Raw genomic sequence first — 22,167 nt, 5'->3', positions numbered from 1 at the left:
CAGATCGGGCGTAAACTCATGCGCTCGGCAAGTTGGGAGGCTTGTGATGGCAGACGACAGCTGGAACGGAAACGGTTCGACCGGCACGCTGTTCACCAATGTGCGCGTGCTCGACGCGACAGGTGAATATCCCTACACCGGCGAGGTGCTGGTGCAGGGCAACCGCATCAAGCAGATCACCAAGGGTTCGTCGCGCTTCGGCTCATCCTCGTCGTCCTCCTACAGCGGCGGCGCAACCGTAATCGACGGCATGGGCGCGACGCTGATGCCGGGCATGATCGACGCCCATCTGCACCTGTCGTGGAACAACGCGCCCGGCATCGACCCCATCCAGATGATGGAGGTCGAGGAGCACATGCTGGTTACCATGGAGATGGCCAAGCTGGTGCTCGACGCCGGCTTCACCGCTGGGCGCGGTGCGGCCGCCGCCAAGCCGCGCCTCGATGTGGTCGCCAAGAAATTCATCAACCAGGGCCGCTTCCCCGGGCCGCGCTATCTCGCGGCCGGGCCTGAGATCACCACGGTCGGCGGCCTCGGCGATTCCGCCCCGTCGCACATTCCGCATGAGGGGCTGAACCTCGGCCTCGTCGTTTCCGGCCCGGAGGAAATCCGCCGCACGGTCCGCCAACTGATCAAATACGGTGTCGACTCCATCAAGCTCAATCTGTCGGGCGAAAGCATCACCGGTATGGGCGCCGAGGAAACGCCAATGTCGGAGGAGGAGGTCGCCATGGCCGCCTCGGAAGCCCGCTGCCGCAACAAGGTGCTTTCGGCGCATGCGCGTTCGTCCGGCTCGGTCAAGCAATGCGTGCGCCACGGCATCCAGAACATCTACCACGCCTCCTTCGCCGACGAGGAAGCGCTCGACATGCTCGAGGCGGTCAAGGACAAGCATTTCGTCGCGCCCGGCATCGCCTGGCTGATCAACACTGCCCGCCATGCCGAGCAATGGGGCATCAAGCCCGGCTCGCCGCTCTCGCTCGAATATGAGCGCGAACTCGAAATGTGCGTCGACACGATGAAGAAGATGCACCGGCGCGGCATCCGCGTGTGCATCGGCGGCGACTACGGCTTTGCCTGGACGCCGCAAGGCACCAACGCCAAGGACATCCAGACCTTCGTCGAAATGCTCGGCTTCTCGCCTATGGAAGCGATCCAGGCCGGCACCAAATATGGCGGCCAGATCATGAACATGGGCGACGAACTCGGCCTGATCAAGGAAGGCTATCTCGCCGATATCCTGCTCATCGACGGCGACCCGATCTCCGATGTCCGCATCCTGCAGGACAAGAATCGCATCCTCGCCATCATGAAGGACGGCAAGTTCCACAAGGCGCCGCGCATGAACGAGCAGCGCCGGCGGCTGACTGCATGAGCCTGCTCGACCGGCCATCTCAGACGCTCTCAAGCGGCGGCATCACGGGCCGGCAGGCCTGGGGCCTTGTCGGTCTGCTGGCCGCAGCGATCGTCGCATGGCTGGTCTTCGCCGTCTGGCCCGATTGGCTGAACGCCATCCTGATTTCCAAGAAGGCTTTCGTCAGCGCCATCCTCAACGGCATTACGCTGGCCGGCCTCTACTTCCTCGTCGCCTCGGGCTTCACTCTGATCTTCGGCCTGATGCGCAACGTCAATCTGGCGCATGGCTCGCTCTATCTGCTCGGCGCCTATATCGGCTACGAGGTCACCAACCGCACCGGCTACTGGCTGCTCGGAGTCGCCGCCGGCTTCGCGGTGCTGGCCGTCGTCGGCGTCATCATGCAGGTCTTCGTCTTCCGTCGGCTGGAAGGCGACGATCTGCGCCAGACGCTTGTCAGTATCGGCATCTCGATCGTCGCCGCCGACCTGATGCTGGCGGTGTGGGCCGGCGGCACTTACCAGATCACCACCCCGGAATGGCTCGATGGCGCCTTGACCTTGCCTGTCATCACGGCGGTGCGGTCCAACGGCGCCTCGGTCTTCCTCACCTATCCGCTCTACCGCGTCGTCGTGCTGGCGGCGGCGATCGTCATCGGCGTCGGCCTCTGGCTGATGCTGCACAAGACCCGCGTCGGCATGATGATCCGAGCCGGCGTCGACGACCGCGCCATGCTGCAGGCCTCAGGCGTCAACGTGCACGCGGTGTTCGCCATCGTCTTTGCCGTCGGGGCGGGCCTTGCCGGCTTTGCCGGCGTCGTCGGCGGTTCGGCGCTGTCGGTCGCGCCGGGCGAGGACGTGCGCTATCTCCTGGCGTCGCTGGTCGTGGTCATCGTCGGCGGCATGGGCTCGATCACGGGCGCGGCCATCGGCGCGCTGCTTATCGGCCTCGCCGAGCAGATCGGCCTCGTCTATTTCCCCACCTACGGCATCGTCCTCACCTTCGTCATCATGGTGGTGACGCTCGCGGTCAGGCCGCAAGGCATCATGGGGAAGGCAAGATGAGCTTCGCCATCGCCACGGACGGCACGACGCAGCGGAACTGGCTGGAGAAGCTCGGCGCCGGCCACGTCATCCTTGGCGTCGCGCTGGTGCTGTACCCGCTCGTGGCGTCGGACTTCTTCCTGACCCAGATCGGTGGATATTCGCTGATCTTCGGCATGCTGGGCCTCTCGCTTATGCTGCTCGCCGGCTATGGCGGCATGGTCAGCCTGGCGCAGATCACCGTCGCCGGCATATCGGCCTACGCAATCGCCATACTCGGCAACAACAATTCCAACATTTTAGGTTTCGGCTGGCCGTGGTGGCTGGCGGTGCCATTCGCCGTTCTCGCGGCGGCGCTGGCTTCGGCGCTGATCGGCTGGATCTCGGTGCGCACCGAGGGCATCTACACGATCATGATCACGCTGGCGATCGCCACCGCGACCTACTATTTCGCCCAGCAGAACTACGCCATTTTCAATGGCCATTCCGGCTATGCCGGCATCCGCGCGCCGGCCTTCTGGGGCATAGGCTGGCGCGACGCCAAGCCCTTCTACTATCTCTGCCTCGGCCTGGCGGTGCTGTCCTACGCGGCGGTGCTCTACGGTTCGCGGTCGACCTTCGGCATGACGTTGCAGGCGATCCGCGACAACCCCCGCCGCATGCGCGCACTGGGCTACCATGTCACCGCGCACAAGGTGTTCGCCTGGCTGCTTTCCGGCGTCATCGCAGGTCTGGCCGGTGTGCTTCTGGTCTGGTTCAACGGCCGCGTCTCGCCCGGCACCATCGGTGTCGATGCGGCGATCGACGTGCTGATCATCGCCGTCATCGGCGGCCTGCGCCATCCGATCGGGCCGTTCCTCGGCGCGCTCGTCGTCGTGCTGATGCAGACCTTCGCCATCGACATCGTCGGCGCCGAGCGCTTCAACACGCTGATTGGCATGGTGTTCCTGATAATCGTCTTCGTCTCACCGGACGGAATTCTTGGGTTGTGGGGGAGGATCAAGCCACATCTTGCCCAGGAGTCCTTGCGTCCCGGACCGTAAAAAAACCGGGACGAACAAACCACTGCAAAACCAAATCAACGGGAGGAAAAAACATGAGGATGCATAGACGTACCTTACTGGCGCTGGCGGTGTTCACCGGGCTGACCGCGCCGTCGATGGCGCTGGCCGCCGACGACACCATCAAGATCGGCCTGCTCGCCACTTTCGAGGGACCGTTCACCGTGCTCGGCGAAGATGGCGAGCGTGGCGCCATGACCGCGGTTGCCGAGATGAACGGCACCGTCGCCGGCAAGAAGATCGAGATCGTCAAGGGCTCGTCCGACGCCTCGCCTGACAGCGCCGTGCGCGCGGCGCGCAAGCTGGTCGAGCAGGACGGCGTCAAGGTGCTGGTCGGCCCGCTGTCGGGCGACGAAGGCATCGCCGTCAAGGACTACGCCAAGACGCAGCCAAACGTGACCTTCATCAACGGCACCTCGGCCGCGCAGGACACGACTTTGCGCGATCCGGCGGAAAACTTCTTCCGCTTCTCCACCGACGGCGCCCAGTGGATGGCCGGCCTCGGCACCTACGCCTTCAAGGACAAGGGCTACAAGAAGGTCGCCACCGTCGCCGAGGATTACTCCTTCCCCTACACGCAGGTGTTCGGCTTCATGGCCGAGTTCTGCAAGGCCGGCGGCCATGTGCCGTCGAAGTCATGGGTGCCGATCGGCAACAAGGATTTTTCGTCGGTCATAGCCGCCATTCCCGAGGATGTCGACGCGATCTATGTCGCGCTAGGCGGCGCCGACGCCGTCAATTTCCTGACCCAGTACCAGCAGGGTGGCGGCACCGCGCCGCTGATCGGCGGCTCGATCACCGTCGACCAGACGGTGCTGACCTCGAAGGGCAAGTTGAAAGACGTGCTCAAGGGCACGCCGTCGGCCGGACCAACCGCTGACACCAATGACGCGCCGGCCTGGAAGGCATTCGTCGAGGCCTACAAGAAGCAGCCCGGCGCCTTTCCGTCGCCCTCGCTCTTCGCCCATGGCTACTATGTCGACATGAAGGCGACATTGCTCGGTCTCGACCAGGTCGGCGGCGATGTCTCCGACGGCGGCAAGAAGTTGCGCGACGCGCTGTCGAAGCTCTCCTTCGATACGCCGACCGGCAAGGTGTCGCTCGACAAGAACCGCAACGCCATCGCCGACATCTTCCTGACCGAAGTCACCGAGGGTTCGGACGGCAATCTCCTCAACAAGCTGGTCAAGGTCGTGCCGCAGGTCAACCAGACGCTCGGCATTCCCGAAGACGAGTTCATGAAGCTCGGCGCGGTCAACCGCGACAATCCGAGCTGCCCGTAACAGCCGATATCGAATGCAGCCGCCAGTGACCGAAAGCCTCGCAGCAAACCGTCTTCAGAGCACCGGCGCCTATGCGCTGGAGCTCGATGGCGTGGCGCGGCACTTCGGGGCGCTGGTGGCGCTCTCGGGCATCACCATGAGGATCGCGGCCGGCGAACGGCGCGCGGTCCTCGGCTCCAACGGCGCCGGCAAGACGACGCTGTTCAACGCCGTGACCGGCGACTTCATGCCGACGTCAGGGCGGATCCGCTTTTTCGGCGAGGACATCACCGACCTGCCGCCGCATGAACGCATCCGGCGTGGCCTGCGCCGCACCTATCAGATATCGCAATTGTTCAAGGGCCTGTCGGTCCTCGATTCCATTTTTCTCGCCTGCCGTGGCGTCTCGCGCCGGCGGTTCTCGTTGCTGCGGCCGGCGGCATCGGACGTCAACATGGCGCAGGCGGAATCGATCCTCAACGCCGTGCATCTGGAAACCTATCGCGACACGCTGGTGGCGACGCTGAGCCATGGCCAGCAGCGGCAGCTGGAGATTGCGCTGGCTCTCGCCGGCGCGCCGCGCTTCATCCTGTTCGACGAGCCGGCGGCGGGCCTGTCGCCGACTGAGCGCCGCGACCTTGTCGCCATCCTCAACGCGCTGCCGAAACACATCGGCTACATCATCATCGAGCACGATCTCGATGTGGCGCTGCGCGTCTCGGAATATGTCTCGATGATGCACAATGGCCGCCTGTTCAAGGAAGGCACGCCACGGGAGATCGAGGCCGATCCCGAGGTGCAGGAGATCTATCTCGGGGGCAAGCATGGCTGAGCGTCCCGGGAAAATCGCCAAGGCAATCCTGCGCATAGAAGACCTGCAGGTCTTTTATGGCGAAAGCCATGCGCTGCAGGGCGTTTCGCTGACGCTGGAAAGCGGTGTGCTGTCGGTGGTCGGCCGCAACGGCATGGGCAAGTCGACGCTCTGCAACACCATCGTCGGCCTGAAGCGGGCGAAGTCGGGGTCAATCCGCGTCGACGGACGCGAAATCACCGCGCTCGAGCCACACGAGATTCACCGTCTCGGCGTCGGCTATGTGCCGCAGGGGCGCCGCGTCTGGCCTAGCCTGACCGTCGACGAGCATCTGCGGCTCGCGGCCGGTAGCCGCCGCGACGCCTCCTGGACGGTCGAGCGCGTCTACCAGACCTTTCCGCGCCTGGCCGAGCGCCGCACAAACGGCGGCTCGCAGCTGTCGGGCGGCGAGCAGCAGATGCTGGCGATTTCGCGCGCGCTGCTGAGCGATCCCAAACTGCTGGTCATGGACGAGCCGACGGAGGGGCTGGCGCCGGTCATCGTCGATCAGGTCGAAAAAATGCTGGTCGATCTCGCCGCCGAGGGCGAGATGGCGGTGCTGGTCATCGAGCAGAACATCGGCGTGGCGACCTCGGTGTCGAACCAGGTCGCCATCATGGTCAACGGCCGCATCAACCGGCTGATGGAGGCCAAGGCGCTTGCCGCCGATCGCGAATTGCAGCAGCGGCTGCTCGGCGTCGGCCGCCACGCCGAGGAGGCGCCCGTCACGCCGGCGGAAGCCGCGCAGGCCAGGGAACAACTGGCGGAAGTCTATCGCGTCGACCGCACCGGCGCCGCATCGGGCGAGTCGATGCCTCAAAACGGCATCTACCGCCCGGTCACCGAACTGCCCAACCGCTGGAACGTCCCGGTCACCGAATTGCGCCAGGCGGCGGTCGACAAGACCGCCCCGCAGGACGATGCGAAAAAAATCTTCGCCATTCCCTTTGCCGAGCGTATCGGCAGGACCGTGCTGGTCGTCGGCACCTTCGACACCAAGGGCAAGGAACTGCGCTTCATGGCCGACCGGCTGAAGGCGCTGGGGCTGCCAGTCCGCACCATCGACCTGTCGACCTCGGGAAAACCGACCAGCGCCGACGTGCCGGCCATGCAGGTCGCCGGCATGCATGTGCGCGGATCATCCGCCGTCTTCACCAATGATCGCGGCGGCTCGGTCAGCGCCATGGCGGAAGCCTTCGCGCGCTGGATCGAGCGCGAGCCGCGCATCGGCGGCGTGATTTCCGCCGGCGGCTCCGGCGGTACCACGCTGGCGACCGCGGGTATGCGCGTGCTGCCTGTCGGCATCCCCAAGCTGATGGTGTCGACGGTGGCGGCCGGCGATGTCGCCCAATATGTCGGCGGCGCCGATATCATGATGTTCCACTCGGTCGCCGATGTGCAGGGGCTGAATTCGATCACCGAACAGGTCCTGTCCAACGCCGCGCACGCCATGGCCGGCATGGTCGCGCAATTGCCCAATGCCGAAGCCTGGGAAGCCAAACGCAAGCTGGCGCGGCCGGCCGTCGGCATCACCATGTTCGGCGTCACCACGCCTGCCGTGCAGGCGGTGACCAGACGCCTTGAGGCCGATTACGACTGCCTTGTCTTCCATGCCACCGGCATTGGCGGGCGCGCCATGGAAAACCTCGGCGATTCCCGGCTGCTGTCGGCCTTCCTAGATCTCACCACGACGGAAGTCGCCGACATGATCGTCGGCGGCGTCTTCCCGGCGACGCAGGATCGGTTCGGTGCGGCGATCCGCACCGGGCTGCCCTATGTCGGCTCGGCCGGCGCGCTCGACATGGTCAATTTCGGTCCGCGCGACAGCGTGCCGGAGAAGTTCCGCGGCCGCAAATTCGTCATCCACAATCCCAATGTGACGCTGATGCGCACGACGCGCGACGAGAACCGCGCGATCGGCGAATGGATCGGCGCGCGGCTCAACGCCATGAACGGCCCGGTGCGCTTCTTGCTGCCGGAAGGCGGCGTCTCGATGCTCGATGCGCCGGGCCAGCCCTTTCATGATCCCGACGCCGACAACGCTCTGTTCGAGGCGATCGAGAAGACGGTGCGCCAGACGCCGCAACGTAATGTCGAGCGGGTGAGGGCCAACATCAATGACGCCGCCTTTGTCGATGCGGTGATTTCCGCGTTCCACGCCATTACGCCGAAGCTGCGGAGGCGGGCATGAAGAATTGGACTTCGCCACCGCGCGGGTGGATGTTTGAGTTTGCTGCCGGTCGCCTCTGGCCGACCGCATTGTCTTGGGGAGGATAGATCATGGACGCGCAGACCTTTGGCGCTTTCCTGTTGTGGTTGATCATTGCCGCGGTCGTCGTGGTGATCGCCGTCTACATCTTGCGCTGGCTCTATCGCCGCTCGACCAAGGAGACGGCGTTCGTGCGCACCGGCTTCATGGGCGAGAAGGTGGTGGTAAATGGCGGCGCCTTCGTCATCCCGGTGCTGCATGAGATCACCCCGGTCAACATGAACGTGCTGCGCATCGAGGTGCGCCGCGAGGACGGGCTGGCGCTGATCACCAGGAACCGCATGCGCGTCGACCTGATCGCCGAGTTCTTTGTTCGCGTCGGCGCGCATCGCGAACTGGTCGCCGCCGCCGCGCAGACGCTCGGCCGCCGCACGCTGCAGCCGGACAGCTTGCGCGAATTGCTGGAAGGCAAATTCGCCGGCGCCCTGCGCACCGTCGCCGCCCAGATGACGCTGGAAGAAATGCACGAACTGCGCGGCGACTATGCCGCCAAGGTGCGCCGGCTGGCCGAGGAATCGCTGGCCGCCAACGGTCTCGAACTGGAAAGCGTCGCCATCGTCGACCTCGACCAGACCAGCCTTGAATATTTCGACCCCTCCAACGCCTTCGACGCCGAGGGCCTGACGCAATTGACCGAATCGATCGAGACCCGGCGCCGGATGCGCAACGAGATCGAGCAACGCACGCTGGTCGACATCCGCAACCAGAACCTCGACACCCAGCGCAAGGTGCTGGAGATCGACCGCGACACCGAATATGCGCGCCTCGAACAGGAGCGCGAGGTCGAGATTCGTCGCGCAGCCCAGCGCTCGGAACTCGCCATCGAGCGCGCGTTGCGCGACCAGGAATCGGAACAGGCGCAGCTTTCCTCGCGCGAGGCGGTCGAGAAATCGCGCCTCAACCAGGAGCGCAACATCACGCAGGAGCGGATCAACAGCGAGGAAGAGACGCAGCGCCGTGAGATCGCGCGCCGCCGCTCGCTCGACGAGACCGAGATGAAGATGCGCGAACTGACAGAGCGCGAACAGATCGCGCTCGAACTGTCGCTGGAGAAAGCTCGCATCGAACGCGAAGGCACGCAGCGCGAACTCGAGGTCGAACGCAAGAAACTGCTCGAGGTCGCCGAGCTGGAACGCCAGATCGCACTGGCCGAAAAGGCGCTGGAAGTGACCCGGGCCGAAGCGGAAAAGCGCCGCGCCGAGATCGTCGAAAACCAGGCGACGGAGACGGCCCGCATCGCCCACGAGCGCGCCGTCGACGAGGTTAGGGTTGAACGCGAGCGCCATCTGGAGGCGCTGCAGATCGCTAAGCGCCAGGCCTTCGAGGAAGCCGAGATTTCGGCCAGCGAAGAGGTCGAGCGCGCCCGCATCACCACCGAGCGCGGCATCGAGGAAGCCCGTCTGATCAAGGAACGCGACATCCGCCAGCTTGGCGTCGACCGCGACCAGAAGATCGAAATCGCCGAGATCCAGAAGGCGATCGACATCGCCAAGAAGACGCAGGAGCGGTCTTCGGCCATCGCGGCTTCCGAAGCCGTGCGCGCCAAGGCGGTCCAGGCGGAGGAACAGGCCTTCACCGCCCGCGAACGCGAAATCGCCGAGCGCCGCAAGCTGACCGACCTGATCGGCGCGCAGCGCGAGGCCGAGCGCGAAGCTTTGCGCATCACATCCGCTGCCGATGCCGAGATGAAGGCGGCCAAGAGTCTGGCGGAAGCGCAGAAGATCGCGGCACTGGCATCGGCGGAAGCGGAGAAGATCCACGCCCTTGCCGCGGCACAGCGTTACGAAGTCGACGCCGCCGGCAACCGCCAGCTCAACGAGGCCGAGAACCTGTTGTCCAGCGAGGCACGCGCCGGCCGTCTGCGCGGCAAGCTGCTCGACCATATGGAAGGCATCATCCGCGAAAGCGTCAAACCGATGGAGAAGATCGACGGCATCAAGATCCTGCATGTCGACGGCATCAATGGCGGGCAGGGCGGCAACCGCAACGTCACCGATGAGGTCATCGACTCCGCGCTGCGCTACCGGGTGCAGGCGCCGATGATCGACAATCTGATGAAGGAGATCGGCATCGAAGGCGGCTCGCTCGGCCGCATGACCGACGTGCTGCGCGACGCCAAGGACATTTCCAGCCTGACCCGCGACAAGAAGGGCAAGGGCAAACCCGCCAAGGACGACGATGACGACCGCGACCATTGAGGTGAACGTCGGCGCTGCCCCTCACCTGCCTGCCGGCATCCTCTCCCCGTATAGAGACGGGGAGAGGGACGCGGTCATCGACGATTTCGCAAATCACCAACGTTGCGAGATTGGCGCCGAGGCTGCGGCCAGCCCCTTTGTCCCCGTCACTATACGGGGAGAAATGTCCGGCAGGACAATGAGGGGCGGCGCTGGCGTCAACAGCCGAGGTGCACCCAAGTGCGGCCTCTATCGTTGCATCCTTGGCCAGCAAGCATGACAAAGATCTATGTCTCCTCCGTCATCCCCGCACCGGCGGCGGAGGTCTGGAAGCTTGTCCGCAACTTCAACGCATTGCCAAACTGGGCGCCCTTCGTCGTCGAAAGCCGCATCGAACAGAATGCGCAGGCCGACCAGATCGGCTGCATCAGGAGTTTCACGCTCAGGGATGGCGGGCGCATCCGTGAAAGGCTGCTGGCGCTGTCCGATTACGACCTCTCCTGCAGCTATGCGATCCTGGAAAGCCCGATGGCGGTGGAGAACTACGTCGCCACGCTTTCGCTGACGCCGATCACCGACGGCAATCTGACGCTCGCCGAATGGCAGGCGGAGTTCGACTGCGCGCCGGACCGTGAGGCGACCTTGATGCAGCAGATCGGCAATGGCGTGTTCCAGACCGCCTTGACCGCGCTGAAATACCGGTTCGGGCGCTGACGCCGGCCGATGGTCAGGGTCTGCCAGAGCACCATCATCGATGCGCCGATCGACGAGGTCTGGGCGATCCTGCGCGATTTCAACGGCCATGAGCGCTGGCACCCGGCGATTGCCTTCAGCGAGATCGAGGGCGGCGAGCCGGTCGATGCGGTAGGCTCGGTGCGCCACTTCAGGCTGAACGACGGCGGCGAGTTGCGCGAGCAATTGCTGGCGCTGTCCGACAAGGACCGGCGGCTGAGCTATTGCCTGCTCGAAGCGCCGCTACCGCTGATGGGCTATGTCGCCTCGCTGCGACTGAAGCCGGTGACCGATGGCGACGCCACTTTCTGGGAATGGCGTTCCGAATTCCACCCGCCGCCACATCGCCGCGACGAACTGGTCAGGCTGGTCACCGAAGGCATCTATCAGGCGGGCTTCGCGGCGGTGCGCGCTCTTCTGCGGCGGCGCAACGCCGGCGCGCCGGTTGAGGCGAGGCCGTTGCCGGCCAGCGTCGCGCCGGCTTCATCAGCGAGCGCGCCGCGCGTTGCCGCAAAGGCTGCCGAAACGACCCGCGCGATCGTCGTCGAGCGTTACGGAGGACCGGAGGAGTTGCAGCCCAGGGACATCGCCCTGCCGCCGCCGGCGCCGGACGAGGTGCGGATCCGTCACACGGTGATCGGAGTCAATTTCATCGACGTCTACTGCCGCACCGGCTTCTTCGACCTGCTGCAGCCACCCGGCGTGCCGGGCATGGAAGCGGCCGGCATCATCGAAGCGGTTGGTCCAGCGGTAACGGGTTTCTCGATCGGCGACCGTATCGCCTATGCCTGTCCGCCCGTCGGCGCCTACAGCGAACGGCGCAACATGGCGCCCGAACTGCTGGTTCGGCTCTCCGACGATATCCCGGACGAGACCGCCGCCGCCGGCCTGCTCAAGGGCGTCACCGCGAGTTTTCTGCTGCACGATGTCCATGCCGTGAAGCGCGGCGACATCGTCCTCATCCACGCCGCCGCCGGTGGCATCGGCCAGTTGCTGGTGCAGTGGGCGCGCCATCTCGGCGCGACGGTCATCGCCACCGTGTCGAGCGACGACAAGGCGCGCATCGTCGAGCGGCTCGGCGCGCATCATGTGATCGTCTATTCCCGCGAAAATTTCGCCGAGGCGGTCATGCGGTTGACCGGTGGCAGGGGTGCCGACATCGCCTATGACGCGGTCGGCAACGACACGTTCGCCGGCTCTCTGGCGGCGCTTGCAGTGCGCGGCCATCTCGTCAGTTTCGGCCAGGCTTCCGGGCCGGTCGGCAATTGGGACATCGGCCGCTTCGCCTCGAAATCGATCACGGTTTCGCGCCCCAACTATGCCCACTACACCGACACGCCGGAAAAGCTCGCGCCGCATGTCACCAGTTTTTTCCAGGCGCTGCGCCAGGGCGCGGTCAGGGTCGAGGCGCCGACCCGCTACGCCCTTGCCAACGCCGCCGACGCGCACCGCGATCTGGAATTGCGCCGCACCACAGGTGCCCTGGTTCTGGTGCCACGGGCGTAACTGTCGGGATCAGCCGGTTGCGCTGCTATAGATGTCGAGAACATCCGTCACGGCTGCAATCAGGAGTTCCCTGGCTTTTGGCGCGACGGATCCGCTCGCCACCACGCCGTCGAGACGGCCGAGATACTGGCCGACCAGAGGTGAGGGGATATCGCGCTCGCCCAACGCCAGCATCAGTGCGTCCACGGCCTGCCGCGCCGCCGGCGCCGGCCAGTAATAGCGGATGCGGTCGCTGTAGGAGAAATGGCGTTCGATCCGCTGCTCGGCCTCGGAGCCGTGATAGTAGTTCTTCCAGTTGCCCGGTGCGGCCAGCATGGCGCGCTCCATCGCCGCCGGCAGGTTCTCACGCCCCGGGTCGGGAACCAGAATGTCGGCGATGTGGCTCAGCCCGTAAAGCGCCTCGCGCAGCGCGAAGGTCAGCCACGGCCCGACCTTGAGGATGGCGAAACCGTCATCGACCAGAGCGCTCAGCGCTCCGATCGGCTGGTAGTCGGTCGAGTGCGCCTCGAAGACGAATTGCGGCAGGTCTCGCAGTGTGCCGGCCAGCGCCCGGGCGCGTTCCGGGCGATAGGCGATCACCTCGGCATTGCCGAACTCGACACCCGGCTGCACCACGACGCCGATCGCCCGCGAGAAGGCGGTGTCGAGGCCTCGCTGGCCAAAGGCCTGCTGATGGATGCGTACCGTCTCACGTGCCGCTTCCGGAGACGTCACCGTCAGATGGTCCATCGCCTCCTGTGCGCCGCCCGGCACAGGCACTTCGGTGCCGATGACATAGACAGGCCTGGCGCCGCCTGTTCGTTCAACCGCGGCCTCCGCCACTCCGGCTAGGTCGGCGGCGCGCGCGGCAATCGTGGCGTCGGGAGGCGCGGCACCTTCGCCGGCGCAGCCCATGCTGGCATCCAGATGGATCTTGGTGAATCCGGCTTCGGCATAGGCATCCACCATGCGCGATGCCCTTTCCATGGCCTCTGGCGCCGGCAGATGCTTCCACGGATTGGGACCGAGATGGTCGCCGCCGAGCACCAGCCTGTCCAGGGGAAAGCCGGCCTTGCCGGCGATCGTCTCGACGAAGCGGCGGAAATCGCCTGGCGTCATGCCGGTATAGCCGCCCTCGTGGTTGACCTGATTGCAGGTGGCCTCGATCAGCACGTCGACACCGCGCGCCTTGCCATGGCGCAGTGTTGCTTCGATGACCAGCGGATGGGCCGAGCAGATCGAGGCGATGCCGGCGCGTTCGCCGGCCGCACGACGCTTTGCTATGGCGGCCAGCCTGTCGGTCGCCTGGCTCATGCCGGTGCTCCGGTCGTGGCGGTCGCAATGAACGCCTCGACGGTGGCGAGCGAGGCGATGCCTTCCATCGGGCCTTTCTTCGTCACCGCCAGCGCGCCGCAGCCATTGGCGATCTCTAGCGCCCTCACAGGCGCTTCTCCACGCAGCCAGAAGGAGACGAAGGCCGCCGCGAAACAGTCTCCGGCGCCGGTCGGATCGATTTCCTCGACGACGAAGCCGGGTGAAGCGGTGCGCCCTGACCGGTCGTAGTGGACGGCGCCCTGCGCGCCCTTCTTGACGACCACGGCGGAGATGCCGCGGTCCAGCATTTCGCGCGCCGCGGTTTCCTCGTCGGTTGCCTCGGCGAAGGTGAAGAGTTCCGGCCCGCTCGGCAGGAACACATCGGTTTTCGAGAGCACGAAATGCAGCGCGTCGCGCATGCCCGGCAGATCGAGCATCTCCTTGCGGATGTTGGGATCGAAGGAGACCGTGCCGCCGCGTGCCTTGACCGCCTCGATCCCGTTGCGGGCAACCTCGATCACCTCGGGCGAGAACAGCGATGTGCCCATGACGTGGAAATGGTCGGCACCGGCCAGCAGCGCGCGCGCTTCCGCGCCGATCTCGATCAGTCCGGCGGCACTCTGCTTGATGTTGTAGACGAAGTGCCGGCTGCCATCGGCCTCATAGGTGACGAAAGCGGTTCCGGTCGCGGCACCCTGGTGGACCTTGATGGCCGAGATGTCGGCGCCATCGGCGCGCAGGCGCTCGATGTTCAAATGACCGAAATCGTCGTCGCCCACCGCCGCGATCAGCCCTGCCGGCTGCCCGAGCCGCGCCGCCTGGTCGATGAAGATGGCGGGGGCGCCTGATGGAAACGGGCCGACCAGCGGGCCAGGAGCGCGAAAACTCTGGCCGATCCGCTCGGCCATGATCTCGACCAGGATCTCGCCGGCGCAAACCAGTTTCTTCATGTCCTCACCATCTGCCGGACTCTGGTTGCCGTACGCTCTCCATGTCCGTGCGAGTTCAAAACCTAAGTTGTGATTTTCAGAGCGTCAATAAATAATTTGACGTGCGCAATTCTTTTGCGATGTAATGGAAACATGGAAATTTGACTGAACAAGTTCGGTCAAGCAATGCTGCCTCATCGCGACGGTCGCAAGGCTGATTCTGGCCAGAGTTCGGCTGGCGTTGAGGGTAAAGGGGCCTGAAATATCGATGGCGGAGAAGACCCACCGGACGATGGATGATTTCGCCAGGGCGTCCGGCGTATCGCGGCCGACCCTGTCGAAATATTTCGACGATCCGGCCAGCGTGAAGCCGGCGACGCGGGCACGCATCGAGGCCGCGCTTCGTTCCTCGGACTATCAGCCGAATGTTTTTGCCCGCAATCTCAACCGCAAGCGCACCCGCAATGTCGGCATCGTCGTGCCGACGATCGCCGATCCGTTCTACGCCGAGATGGTCAGCCGCATCGAACTGCGCTGCCGCGATGAAGGGTTTTGGCCCATCGTCATTTCCTCGCACGGCTCGCCGAAACTGGAGGCGGAATCGGTCAGGACGCTGATGTCGCTGAAGGTCGCCGGCGCCATTGTCGCCCCCTTGGGGCGGGTTTCCGAGCCCGGCGTCTTCGAGCGAATGAGCGAGGACATCCCGATCGTCTATTTCGATACTTACATCGAAGGTGACACGCCGTTCGTCGGCAATGACAACCACCAGAGCACCTCGACCATCGTCGACTATCTCTGCCGGTCCGGCGAGCCCCCGGTCTATGTCGACATTCCGCACGTCAACCACAATTCGGGCGAACGCCTGCAGAGCTATATCGACACGATGCAGGCCGCGGGCCTGGAGCCTGTCGTTCTCAAGTCGGCGGGCGACTATAACTGGGATTTCGAGCGCATCGGCCATGAATGGATGGACAGGACGCTCGAGAAAGGCGGCCTGCCGGCCCGCACGCTGCTGTGCGCCAATGACCGTCTCGCCTTCGGCGTGATGTCGGCCGCCTTTTCGCGCGGGCTGAAGATCGGCCGCCGGCCCGATTGCGACTTCCGTGTCGCCGCCCATGACGATCATCCGCTGAGCCGCTACACCTGTCCCGCGCTGACCACCATGGCGCAGGATTTCGCCGCCATGGCCGGCCGCAGCGTCGAGATCCTGCTGGCACTGCTGGACGAGGCCGATCCGCCCGGCCAGGATCTGGCGCGCAACGTCAAGCTCGGCGCGACCCTGGTGATGCGTCAGTCGGCCTGAGCACGCGTCCGCAGCTGGAGCCAGGCCGCCGCCTCGCTCACCGCTTGCCGCGCGGCCAGGATGTGGCGGCCCATCGAGACGAAGCCATGGATCTGACCCGGCCAGTGCCGCAACACCAGTGGCACTGCGTCGGCGCGCAGGCGCTCGGCATAGGCCGTGCCTTCGTCGGCAAGGATGTCGTGCCCGGCTGTCACGACAAAAGCCGGCGCCACGCCGGCAAGGCTGGAGGCCAGCAGCGGCGAAACGCGCCAGTCCGCGATGTCGTCGGGCGTCCGCACATAGTGGTCGCGGAACCAGGCCATGGTGGCGGCGGTGAGGCCGAAGCCGTCACCGAACCGTCGGTAGCTGTCCGCCGTCTGGCGGGCATCGGTGTTGGGATAGATCAGGATCTGGGCGGCAAGCGGCGGCGCTAGCCCGTCGCGGGCAAGCAGCGCCAAAACGGCGGCAAGGTTGCCGCCGGCACTGTCGCCGGCAACGGCGATGCGGGCAGGGTCGATGCCAAGGTCTCCGGCATTCCCGGCCATGAAGCGCAGCGCCGCCGCGCAATCCTCGAGCCCGGCGGGAAACTTGTGCTCCGGCGCCAGCCGGTAGTCGGGACAGACGATGACGGTATTGCCGAGATTGGCCAGCCAGCGGCAGATCTCGTCATGCGAGGAGAGATTGCCGATCACCCAGCCGCCGCCATGCAGATAGAGCACGGCGCGCGCGCCAGAGCGTGGCGCGCCGATGCCGCGATGGATGCGGATCGTCACCAGGCCGTTCGGCCCGTCGATCTGCTGTTGCGAAGTCGCCGCCACCGGCTCGTGCTCGCCTTGCTGCGTCGGGAAAGAAGCGTTGTAGGCGGCCCGCGCCGCCGCCACGCTGCCATTCTCGAACGGCTCGCCGCAGGCGGCCCGGGCGATTTCGAGGATGCGTAGCGCGTCCGGATCGAGTGTCATCGTCATCTCCGCCACGGGGATCAGGCGAGCAAGGCGCGCGCCTCGTCTTCGCCGAGCAGGGCCGGCTGGACGACGTCACCGGCAATGGCGACCGAGCTTTTCGTCTCGCCCGACCGCAGAATCGCTTCCATGATCTCCAGCACATGCAGCGCCAGATTGCCCGACGCACGCGGCGCTGCTCCCGTCTCTAGGGAGCGCACGAGATCGGCGACCCCGAGCATGCGGTAATTGGCGCGGTCGGGCGCGGCGTAAGGCCAGTTGCGGGCGCCGTAGAGTTCGCCTTCGCTGGCGAAATCCTTCCAGTCCGCGCCGCGTTCGGACAGCGAGACGGTGCCGCCGAACGTGTCCGGGTCGGGCAGGCGCAGCGAACCTTCCGTGCCGTGCACTTCGATCGGATGGTTGGAATGCCTGAAGACGTCCCACGAGGCGCCGAAGGTGACGGTGGCGCCGGAGCGGAATTCGAGCAGCGACAGCACATTGGTCGGGGTGCCGACCTTGAACGTCGTGTTCTTGAACGGCCCTTCGGCCGATATCAACCGTTCCTCCTGGCCCTTCGTCGCCATCGCCATGACGCGCGCGACCGGGCCGAGTAGGTTGACCAGCATGGTCAGGTAGTAGGGCCCCATGTCGAACACCGGACCGCCGCCAGGCTGGTAGTAGAATTGCGGATTGGGATGCCAGTGTTCCATGCCGCGTCCCATCATGAAGGCGGTGCCGCTGACCGGGCGGCCGATCGCGCCTTCGTCCATCAGGCGGCGCGCTCTGCGTCCGGCTGCACCAAGGAAGGTGTCGGGAGCCGAGCCGAGTAGCACGCCGCGCTTCGCCGCCTCCGCCACCAGGCGGCGCCCGTCGCTGGCCGACGTCGCCAGGGGCTTTTCGGTGAAGACATGCTTTCCCGCCGACAGGGCTGAAATCGAAATATCGAAATGCGCCGCCGGAATGGTCAGGTTGAGGACGAGGTCGATCTCGGGGTCGGCCAGCAGCGCATCGACGCCAAGGGCACGGATGCCATATTCCTTGGCTCGCAGCGCCGCCATTTCGGCCGAGATGTCGGCGCAGGCGCGAAGCTCGACCCCGCCAAACAGCGCGGCGTTGCGCAGATAGGTCATCGAGATGTTGCCGCACCCGACGACGCCAATGCCGAGTTTGGCCTCTGATTTCGCCTGCATTTCCTGTTGTACCTCCCAATACGCTCACGGGCCTGCCCGATCCGTCGCGACGATGCCGGATCATTTTCGAAGTCGCTATACAACATTTTAAATATTGACGCGCGTAAAATTTTTATAGAACATGCGGAAATGCTGGCGCGACTTCGGGAGGTTGCCGGCCCTAGGAGGAGGAAATGACAGGCATGAAAAACCGGCCGGGCGCCGACGCGAATGTCGTGGGTCAAGCGCGCAGTGGATCTCTGCCTTGCGGCCAGGGGTCGCGACGGGTTCAGGCGTAGATCACCTTGGCCACGGTCCTATCGAGCTGGCTGCGTATCGGGCCGGCCAGGCCATCATCGGTGATCACCACATCGACGCTCGACAGCGAAAATGCCTTGGAGGTCCCGCTGACGCCCCATTTGCTCGAATCCGCAAGGAGGACAACGCGCCGGGCCATGCGTACGAGGTTTCGCTTCGTTCGCGCCATGTCCTCGTTGACGTCGACGACATCCAGTGACGAGTCGATCGCATGCGCTCCGACAAAAACCTGATGCGCCACCAAGCCGCCGAGAGCGGTATCGGCGTCGGTGATCAGCGTGCTCACCGTGTCTGGATAGACCCGGCCGCCGATCATGTGAACGTCGAGCCCGGGCCGATGCATCAGATGCTGCACGATATTCATCGCCGTGGCGGCGACCACGACATTGCTGAGCGGGGGTAGCTGCATGGCAAGCTGCATCAATGTCGAGCCGCCGTCGAAGATGACGGATTGGTTGTCCTCGAACAGTTCTACCGCTGCCCGGGCGATGCGTTTCTTTGCATCGAGGTTGGTTTGCATCCGTCGGGCGAACGCGGCCGTGGTCGAATCCGTGGTCCGTGTCACCGCGCCTCCGCGGGTCTTGGTCAGCAGTCCCTTTCGATCCAGTATTTCGAGGTCGGAGCGCACGGTGACTTCCGACACGCCAAAATCGTCCGACAGGTCCTTGATGCGAACCTGTCCGCTGCGTTGCACCTCACCCAGGATCGATTGGCGTCTCTGCTCCGACAACATTGCCCTGTCCTTGTCTCCATGTGCCAGGCGATCGCTATGGCCTCGATTCACTCTATCAAAAATACGCGAATTCGAAAGATTTCGAAAGATTGCATTTGTTCTTTCTTTCGAAAACACTGGGTCTGGATTTTAAAGTCAATCGATTGGAGATTTTTGGACTCATGAGCCTCGGAACCCAGGTGCGCCTTGCGCGCCTCTTCTCACATCCATCGGGCAACCTTTTCGGCGGCGCGGTCGACCACTTCGTCGGCTATGGCGACGTGCGCAAAGGCGGTCTTGCCGACCTGCCGGGCGCGCTAGCCCGCGTCATGGTGGGCAAACCCGACTATGTCAGCATCCAGCCTGGCACCGCGCGCCATCTGTGGCCGCAATACGCGGGCAAGGCTTCCCTGGTGATCCAGGCCGGCTGCTTCACCCCGGACGACCGCATCAGTGAACTGATTGCAACGCCCGAGGATGCGGTGCGCGCTGGCGCAGATGCATTGGCCGTGGCCATTCCGGTACGCGGCGCGACCGAGGGCAAGTACATACGCTGGCTGACCGATTCGGTGAACGCGGCGGCCCGCTACGGCATGCCTGTCGTCGCGCACGTCTACCCTCGCGATTTCACCGACGGGACAAAGATCGTCTTCACTCCCGACGAGATCGCCTATGCGGCGCGCATCGGCTACGAGTCCGGCGTCGACGTGATCAAGATCGGTTACACCGGCGATTTCGAGTCGTTTCGAGAGACCGTTCGGACCTGCCCGGTGCCGGTCGTGATCGCGGGTGGTCCGAAGACCGACACGCTGCTCGGCGCCCTTCAGCAGACCGCGGACGCCATCCGTGCCGGCGCGCGCGGCGCCGTGGTGGGCCGCAATCTCTGGGGGCATGGCGATCCGCAGAAGGCGGCCATTGCCTTCCGAGGCGTCATCCATGACGGCCTTTCGGCGCAAGATGCCCTGGCAAGGGCGGGTGCCTGAACGATGCCCACCGTCCCTTCAATCCTCGGCTTCGGAGCTATTGCGATCGACGACATCGTCTATGTCGATCAGCCGTTGTCGGCGGGCAAGGGGAAGGTTCTGCAAAGTGCCCGGGCTTTCGGAGGAAATGTCGCGACGGCCCTTGTCGCCGTCGCGCGGCTCGGCGGAAGCGCCGGCTTCGTCGGATGGCTGGGTAGTGCCGCCGACGACGCCGTGCTGTGCGATCTCGTTGCGAGCGGCGTTGAAACCGTGTTCGCGCCGCGCCATTCCAACGCACGCCCGGTGCGCTCGCGGATCACCGTCGGCTCGGATGGGGAGCGGTTCATCGCGTATGACGACGAAGCGATGCTGGGCACCGCGCCGAACTTTCCGGACGAGGTCCTCAGCCGCGCGACCGTCCTGATCGTCGACAGTTACGCGATCGGTTCGCTGGATGTCGTGGCTCGGGCTCGCGATCTCGGTCTTGCGATCCTCTGCGATGTCGAATGGAGCAGCGGCCCAGCCACCGAAAGGCTGATCGCGCTCTGCGACCATCTCATTCTCCCGCTCGGCTTTGCGCGCATCGCCACGGGCCGCCGATCGCCCGCCGAGATACTCGATGCATTGTGGTTGCCGTCGCGCTCCGCCGTGGTTCTGACGGATGGCGGCAGGGGCGTCTACTATCGTGGACGCGGCGAGGCCGGGCTCTGGCACCTGCCTCCGCACCGGGTTGAAGTCGTCGACTCGACCGGCGCAGGCGACTGCTTTCACGGCGCCTACGCCCTTGCACTGACGCGCGGCGCCGACACCGCGGGCCGGGTCGCATTCGCGGCCGCGGCGGCGGCCCATTCGCTAACGGGACGAGGCGGGCGAGAGGCGCTTCCGACCGACGACCAGGTCACGGAACTGCTGGCATCGACGAACGCGCCGTCGCCGGTCGAACTGAAGCATGCGCGGCTCGATGCCGCGACAGAGCCCGAACTATCCGAGGAAATATCTCGCAGGTGATCATAAGCCGAGGAAACTATAAAATCAGTGGCTTAGACTTGTGGAGGGAGGAAAATGGCAGAGGTCGTTCTTGAGAATATCTGCAAGACATACGGGAACAATTTCCACGCGATCGACCAGTTGAATCTGTCGGTCGAGGACGGCGAGTTTTTGATTCTCGTCGGGCCGTCCGGCTGCGGCAAATCCACCGCGTTGCGGATGATCGCGGGATTGGAGGACGTCACCAGCGGCAGCCTCCGTATCGGCGGTATCGACGTCGTCGACATGCCGCCCAAGGACCGCGACATCGCGATGGTCTTCCAGAGCTACGCGCTGTACCCGCATATGACGGTGTTCGAAAACATCGCCTTTTCGATGCGGCTGGCCGGCAAGCCGAAGGCCGAGCGCAAGAAGCGCGTCGACGAGATCGCCAAAACCCTTCAGCTGACGTCGCTGCTGGACAGCAAGCCCGCGAACCTTTCGGGCGGACAGCGTCAACGGGTTGCCATGGGCCGCGCCATGGTGCGTGAGCCGGCCGCCTTTCTCATGGACGAACCGCTTTCCAATCTGGACGCGAAACTGCGCGTGCAGATGCGCGCCGAAATCACCAGCCTGCAAAAGCAGCTCGGCGTAACGACCATATACGTGACCCACGACCAGACCGAAGCGATGACGATGGGAGACAGGGTCGCCGTGTTGAAAGGCGGCGTTCTGCAGCAGGTCGACACACCCAAGAGGCTCTATGAATCGCCGGTGAACGCCTTCGTTGCCGGCTTCATCGGGTCTCCTTCGATGAACCTTTTCGAAGCGACCCTGACGGGTGACGAACTGATGTCCAGCACCTTCGCCATCCGGCTGCAGGATGCGGCCTTCGTGCGCAGGCCGGACTTGAGGTCGTATGCGGGGCGCAAGGTCGTGTTCGGGATCCGACCCGAGGATCTCTATGACAGCAACCTCGAATCCGGCCGCAAATACCAGACGATACCGGCAAAGGTGACCTCGATCGAGGAACTCGGATCCGAACACATTGTCCATCTCAACATCGACGCGGTCCGGGTGGACTCCGGCGACCCGGACGCGGTGCGGGATTTCGGCCTGGCGTCGAATGCGGTGGCGAGATTCGAACCGGCCAGCACGGTCAGCTCCGGCGCGGAAATCCGCTTGGCCCTGGATGACGCCAAGCTCCATTTCTTCGATCCCGAGACGCATCTGGCGATCTGAGACCGAGGCAAGGCCCGCAGGCGAGGGTGAGGCGCCTGCGTAAGAAGACTTCTGAATAACCAGACGATCGTCCGCATTGTGCGGTCGATCCCCAAAGAAGGA

General features: G+C 64.8%; 18 protein-coding genes. 13 read left to right on the top strand and 5 right to left on the bottom strand.

Annotated elements, in window-relative coordinates:
* Positions 1-46: 46 nt before the first annotated feature.
* The 9 genes from LB564_RS13430 (at position 47) to LB564_RS13390 (ending at position 12,254) form a co-directional block, all read left to right on the top strand.
* A complete protein-coding gene (locus LB564_RS13430) occupies positions 47-1,375 on the top strand; it encodes a metal-dependent hydrolase family protein (RefSeq protein WP_140705462.1) in 1,329 nt (442 codons plus the stop codon).
* Positions 1,372-2,418, top strand: coding sequence for a branched-chain amino acid ABC transporter permease (locus LB564_RS13425; RefSeq protein ID WP_224538346.1), 1,047 nt, complete (start codon positions 1,372-1,374; stop codon positions 2,416-2,418). Before LB564_RS13430 ends, LB564_RS13425 begins: the two co-directional genes overlap by 4 nt.
* Entirely contained in the window at positions 2,415-3,440 is a 1,026-nt protein-coding gene (locus tag LB564_RS13420) for a branched-chain amino acid ABC transporter permease (protein WP_224538344.1), read from the top strand. Before LB564_RS13425 ends, LB564_RS13420 begins: the two co-directional genes overlap by 4 nt.
* Positions 3,441-3,493: 53 nt before the next feature.
* Entirely contained in the window at positions 3,494-4,741 is a 1,248-nt protein-coding gene (locus LB564_RS13415) for an ABC transporter substrate-binding protein (protein WP_224538342.1), read from the top strand.
* 25 nt (positions 4,742-4,766) lie between these two features.
* Complete coding sequence (locus tag LB564_RS13410) at positions 4,767-5,552, top strand: ABC transporter ATP-binding protein (protein WP_224538340.1); 786 nt, start codon at positions 4,767-4,769, stop codon at positions 5,550-5,552.
* On the top strand, positions 5,545-7,761 hold the full coding sequence (locus LB564_RS13405) for an ABC transporter permease (protein ID WP_224538338.1): 2,217 nt from the start codon (positions 5,545-5,547) through the stop codon (positions 7,759-7,761). The genes LB564_RS13410 and LB564_RS13405 overlap by 8 nt, the downstream gene beginning before the upstream one ends.
* A gap of 89 nt (positions 7,762-7,850) precedes the next feature.
* On the top strand, positions 7,851-10,037 hold the full coding sequence (locus tag LB564_RS13400) for a flotillin domain-containing protein (protein WP_224538336.1): 2,187 nt from the start codon (positions 7,851-7,853) through the stop codon (positions 10,035-10,037).
* A gap of 255 nt (positions 10,038-10,292) precedes the next feature.
* Positions 10,293-10,730, top strand: a complete 438-nt coding sequence (locus tag LB564_RS13395) for an SRPBCC family protein (RefSeq protein ID WP_224538334.1) — start codon at positions 10,293-10,295, stop codon at positions 10,728-10,730.
* A gap of 9 nt (positions 10,731-10,739) precedes the next feature.
* Positions 10,740-12,254, top strand: coding sequence for a zinc-binding dehydrogenase (locus LB564_RS13390; protein ID WP_224538332.1), 1,515 nt, complete (start codon positions 10,740-10,742; stop codon positions 12,252-12,254).
* Between the two features lie 9 nt (positions 12,255-12,263).
* Here LB564_RS13390 and LB564_RS13385 read toward each other — a convergent pair whose 3' ends face one another.
* Together LB564_RS13385 and LB564_RS13380 are read right to left on the bottom strand one after the other, a co-directional pair.
* The gene (locus LB564_RS13385; protein ID WP_224538330.1) at positions 12,264-13,547 is read right to left on the bottom strand and encodes a D-tagatose-bisphosphate aldolase, class II, non-catalytic subunit; all 1,284 of its coding nucleotides are present in this window, start codon (positions 13,545-13,547) and stop codon (positions 12,264-12,266) included.
* Complete coding sequence (locus tag LB564_RS13380) at positions 13,544-14,497, bottom strand: sugar kinase (protein ID WP_224538329.1); 954 nt, start codon at positions 14,495-14,497, stop codon at positions 13,544-13,546. The genes LB564_RS13385 and LB564_RS13380 overlap by 4 nt, the downstream gene beginning before the upstream one ends.
* 247 nt (positions 14,498-14,744) lie before the next feature.
* Here LB564_RS13380 and LB564_RS13375 point away from each other — a divergent pair, with 247 nt between their 5' ends.
* Positions 14,745-15,779 carry a LacI family DNA-binding transcriptional regulator gene (locus LB564_RS13375; protein WP_224538327.1) on the top strand — a complete coding sequence of 345 codons (1,035 nt, stop codon included), beginning with the start codon at positions 14,745-14,747 and terminating at the stop codon, positions 15,777-15,779.
* Here LB564_RS13375 and LB564_RS13370 read toward each other — a convergent pair.
* The 3 genes from LB564_RS13370 to LB564_RS13360 all read right to left on the bottom strand — a co-directional run bounded on the left by LB564_RS13370 (position 15,767) and on the right by LB564_RS13360 (position 18,916).
* On the bottom strand, positions 15,767-16,717 hold the full coding sequence (locus LB564_RS13370; RefSeq protein WP_224538325.1) for an alpha/beta hydrolase: 951 nt from the start codon (positions 16,715-16,717) through the stop codon (positions 15,767-15,769). The genes LB564_RS13375 and LB564_RS13370 overlap by 13 nt on opposite strands.
* 20 nt (positions 16,718-16,737) lie before the next feature.
* Complete coding sequence (locus LB564_RS13365) at positions 16,738-17,886, bottom strand: Gfo/Idh/MocA family protein (RefSeq protein ID WP_224538323.1); 1,149 nt, start codon at positions 17,884-17,886, stop codon at positions 16,738-16,740.
* Positions 17,887-18,154: 268 nt separating this feature from the next.
* A complete protein-coding gene (locus LB564_RS13360; RefSeq protein ID WP_224538704.1) occupies positions 18,155-18,916 on the bottom strand; it encodes a DeoR/GlpR family DNA-binding transcription regulator in 762 nt (253 codons plus the stop codon).
* A gap of 161 nt (positions 18,917-19,077) precedes the next feature.
* Between LB564_RS13360 and LB564_RS13355 the strand changes: the two genes are divergently transcribed.
* Genes LB564_RS13355 through LB564_RS13345 form a run of 3 tightly spaced genes read left to right on the top strand, consistent with a single transcriptional unit; the run spans position 19,078 to position 22,065 of the window.
* Entirely contained in the window at positions 19,078-19,878 is an 801-nt protein-coding gene (locus LB564_RS13355; protein ID WP_140705494.1) for a class I fructose-bisphosphate aldolase, read from the top strand.
* Between the two features lie 3 nt (positions 19,879-19,881).
* A complete protein-coding gene (locus LB564_RS13350) occupies positions 19,882-20,865 on the top strand; it encodes a PfkB family carbohydrate kinase (RefSeq protein ID WP_224538321.1) in 984 nt (327 codons plus the stop codon).
* 54 nt (positions 20,866-20,919) lie between these two features.
* Positions 20,920-22,065: an ABC transporter ATP-binding protein gene (locus tag LB564_RS13345; protein WP_224538319.1), complete on the top strand. Its 1,146-nt coding sequence runs from the start codon at positions 20,920-20,922 to the stop codon at positions 22,063-22,065.
* The last annotated feature ends 102 nt before the right edge of the window (positions 22,066-22,167 follow it).

This window comes from Mesorhizobium sp. ES1-6, from assembly GCF_020164775.1.
Classification (GTDB): Bacteria; Pseudomonadota; Alphaproteobacteria; order Rhizobiales; family Rhizobiaceae; genus Mesorhizobium.
The sequence above is the reverse complement of the archived record's forward strand: the minus strand, read 5'-3'. Positions and strand labels throughout refer to the sequence as shown.

What these genes read in the sequence shown, in the direction of transcription:
- LB564_RS13380 (WP_224538329.1), bottom strand. Translation starts at nt 14,497, where the DNA reads ATGAAGAAACTGGTTTGCGCCGGCGAGATCCTGGTCGAGATCATGGCC.
- LB564_RS13415 (WP_224538342.1), top strand. Translation starts at nt 3,494, where the DNA reads ATGAGGATGCATAGACGTACCTTACTGGCGCTGGCGGTGTTCACCGGG.
- LB564_RS13400 (WP_224538336.1), top strand. Translation starts at nt 7,851, where the DNA reads ATGGACGCGCAGACCTTTGGCGCTTTCCTGTTGTGGTTGATCATTGCC.
- LB564_RS13420 (WP_224538344.1), top strand. Translation starts at nt 2,415, where the DNA reads ATGAGCTTCGCCATCGCCACGGACGGCACGACGCAGCGGAACTGGCTG.
- LB564_RS13345 (WP_224538319.1), top strand. Translation starts at nt 20,920, where the DNA reads ATGGCAGAGGTCGTTCTTGAGAATATCTGCAAGACATACGGGAACAAT.
- LB564_RS13350 (WP_224538321.1), top strand. Translation starts at nt 19,882, where the DNA reads ATGCCCACCGTCCCTTCAATCCTCGGCTTCGGAGCTATTGCGATCGAC.
- LB564_RS13395 (WP_224538334.1), top strand. Translation starts at nt 10,293, where the DNA reads ATGACAAAGATCTATGTCTCCTCCGTCATCCCCGCACCGGCGGCGGAG.
- LB564_RS13365 (WP_224538323.1), bottom strand. Translation starts at nt 17,886, where the DNA reads ATGCAGGCGAAATCAGAGGCCAAACTCGGCATTGGCGTCGTCGGGTGC.
- LB564_RS13425 (WP_224538346.1), top strand. Translation starts at nt 1,372, where the DNA reads ATGAGCCTGCTCGACCGGCCATCTCAGACGCTCTCAAGCGGCGGCATC.
- LB564_RS13405 (WP_224538338.1), top strand. Translation starts at nt 5,545, where the DNA reads ATGGCTGAGCGTCCCGGGAAAATCGCCAAGGCAATCCTGCGCATAGAA.
- LB564_RS13370 (WP_224538325.1), bottom strand. Translation starts at nt 16,717, where the DNA reads ATGACACTCGATCCGGACGCGCTACGCATCCTCGAAATCGCCCGGGCC.
- LB564_RS13430 (WP_140705462.1), top strand. Translation starts at nt 47, where the DNA reads ATGGCAGACGACAGCTGGAACGGAAACGGTTCGACCGGCACGCTGTTC.
- LB564_RS13385 (WP_224538330.1), bottom strand. Translation starts at nt 13,547, where the DNA reads ATGAGCCAGGCGACCGACAGGCTGGCCGCCATAGCAAAGCGTCGTGCG.
- LB564_RS13360 (WP_224538704.1), bottom strand. Translation starts at nt 18,916, where the DNA reads ATGTTGTCGGAGCAGAGACGCCAATCGATCCTGGGTGAGGTGCAACGC.
- LB564_RS13390 (WP_224538332.1), top strand. Translation starts at nt 10,740, where the DNA reads ATGGTCAGGGTCTGCCAGAGCACCATCATCGATGCGCCGATCGACGAG.
- LB564_RS13375 (WP_224538327.1), top strand. Translation starts at nt 14,745, where the DNA reads ATGGCGGAGAAGACCCACCGGACGATGGATGATTTCGCCAGGGCGTCC.
- LB564_RS13355 (WP_140705494.1), top strand. Translation starts at nt 19,078, where the DNA reads ATGAGCCTCGGAACCCAGGTGCGCCTTGCGCGCCTCTTCTCACATCCA.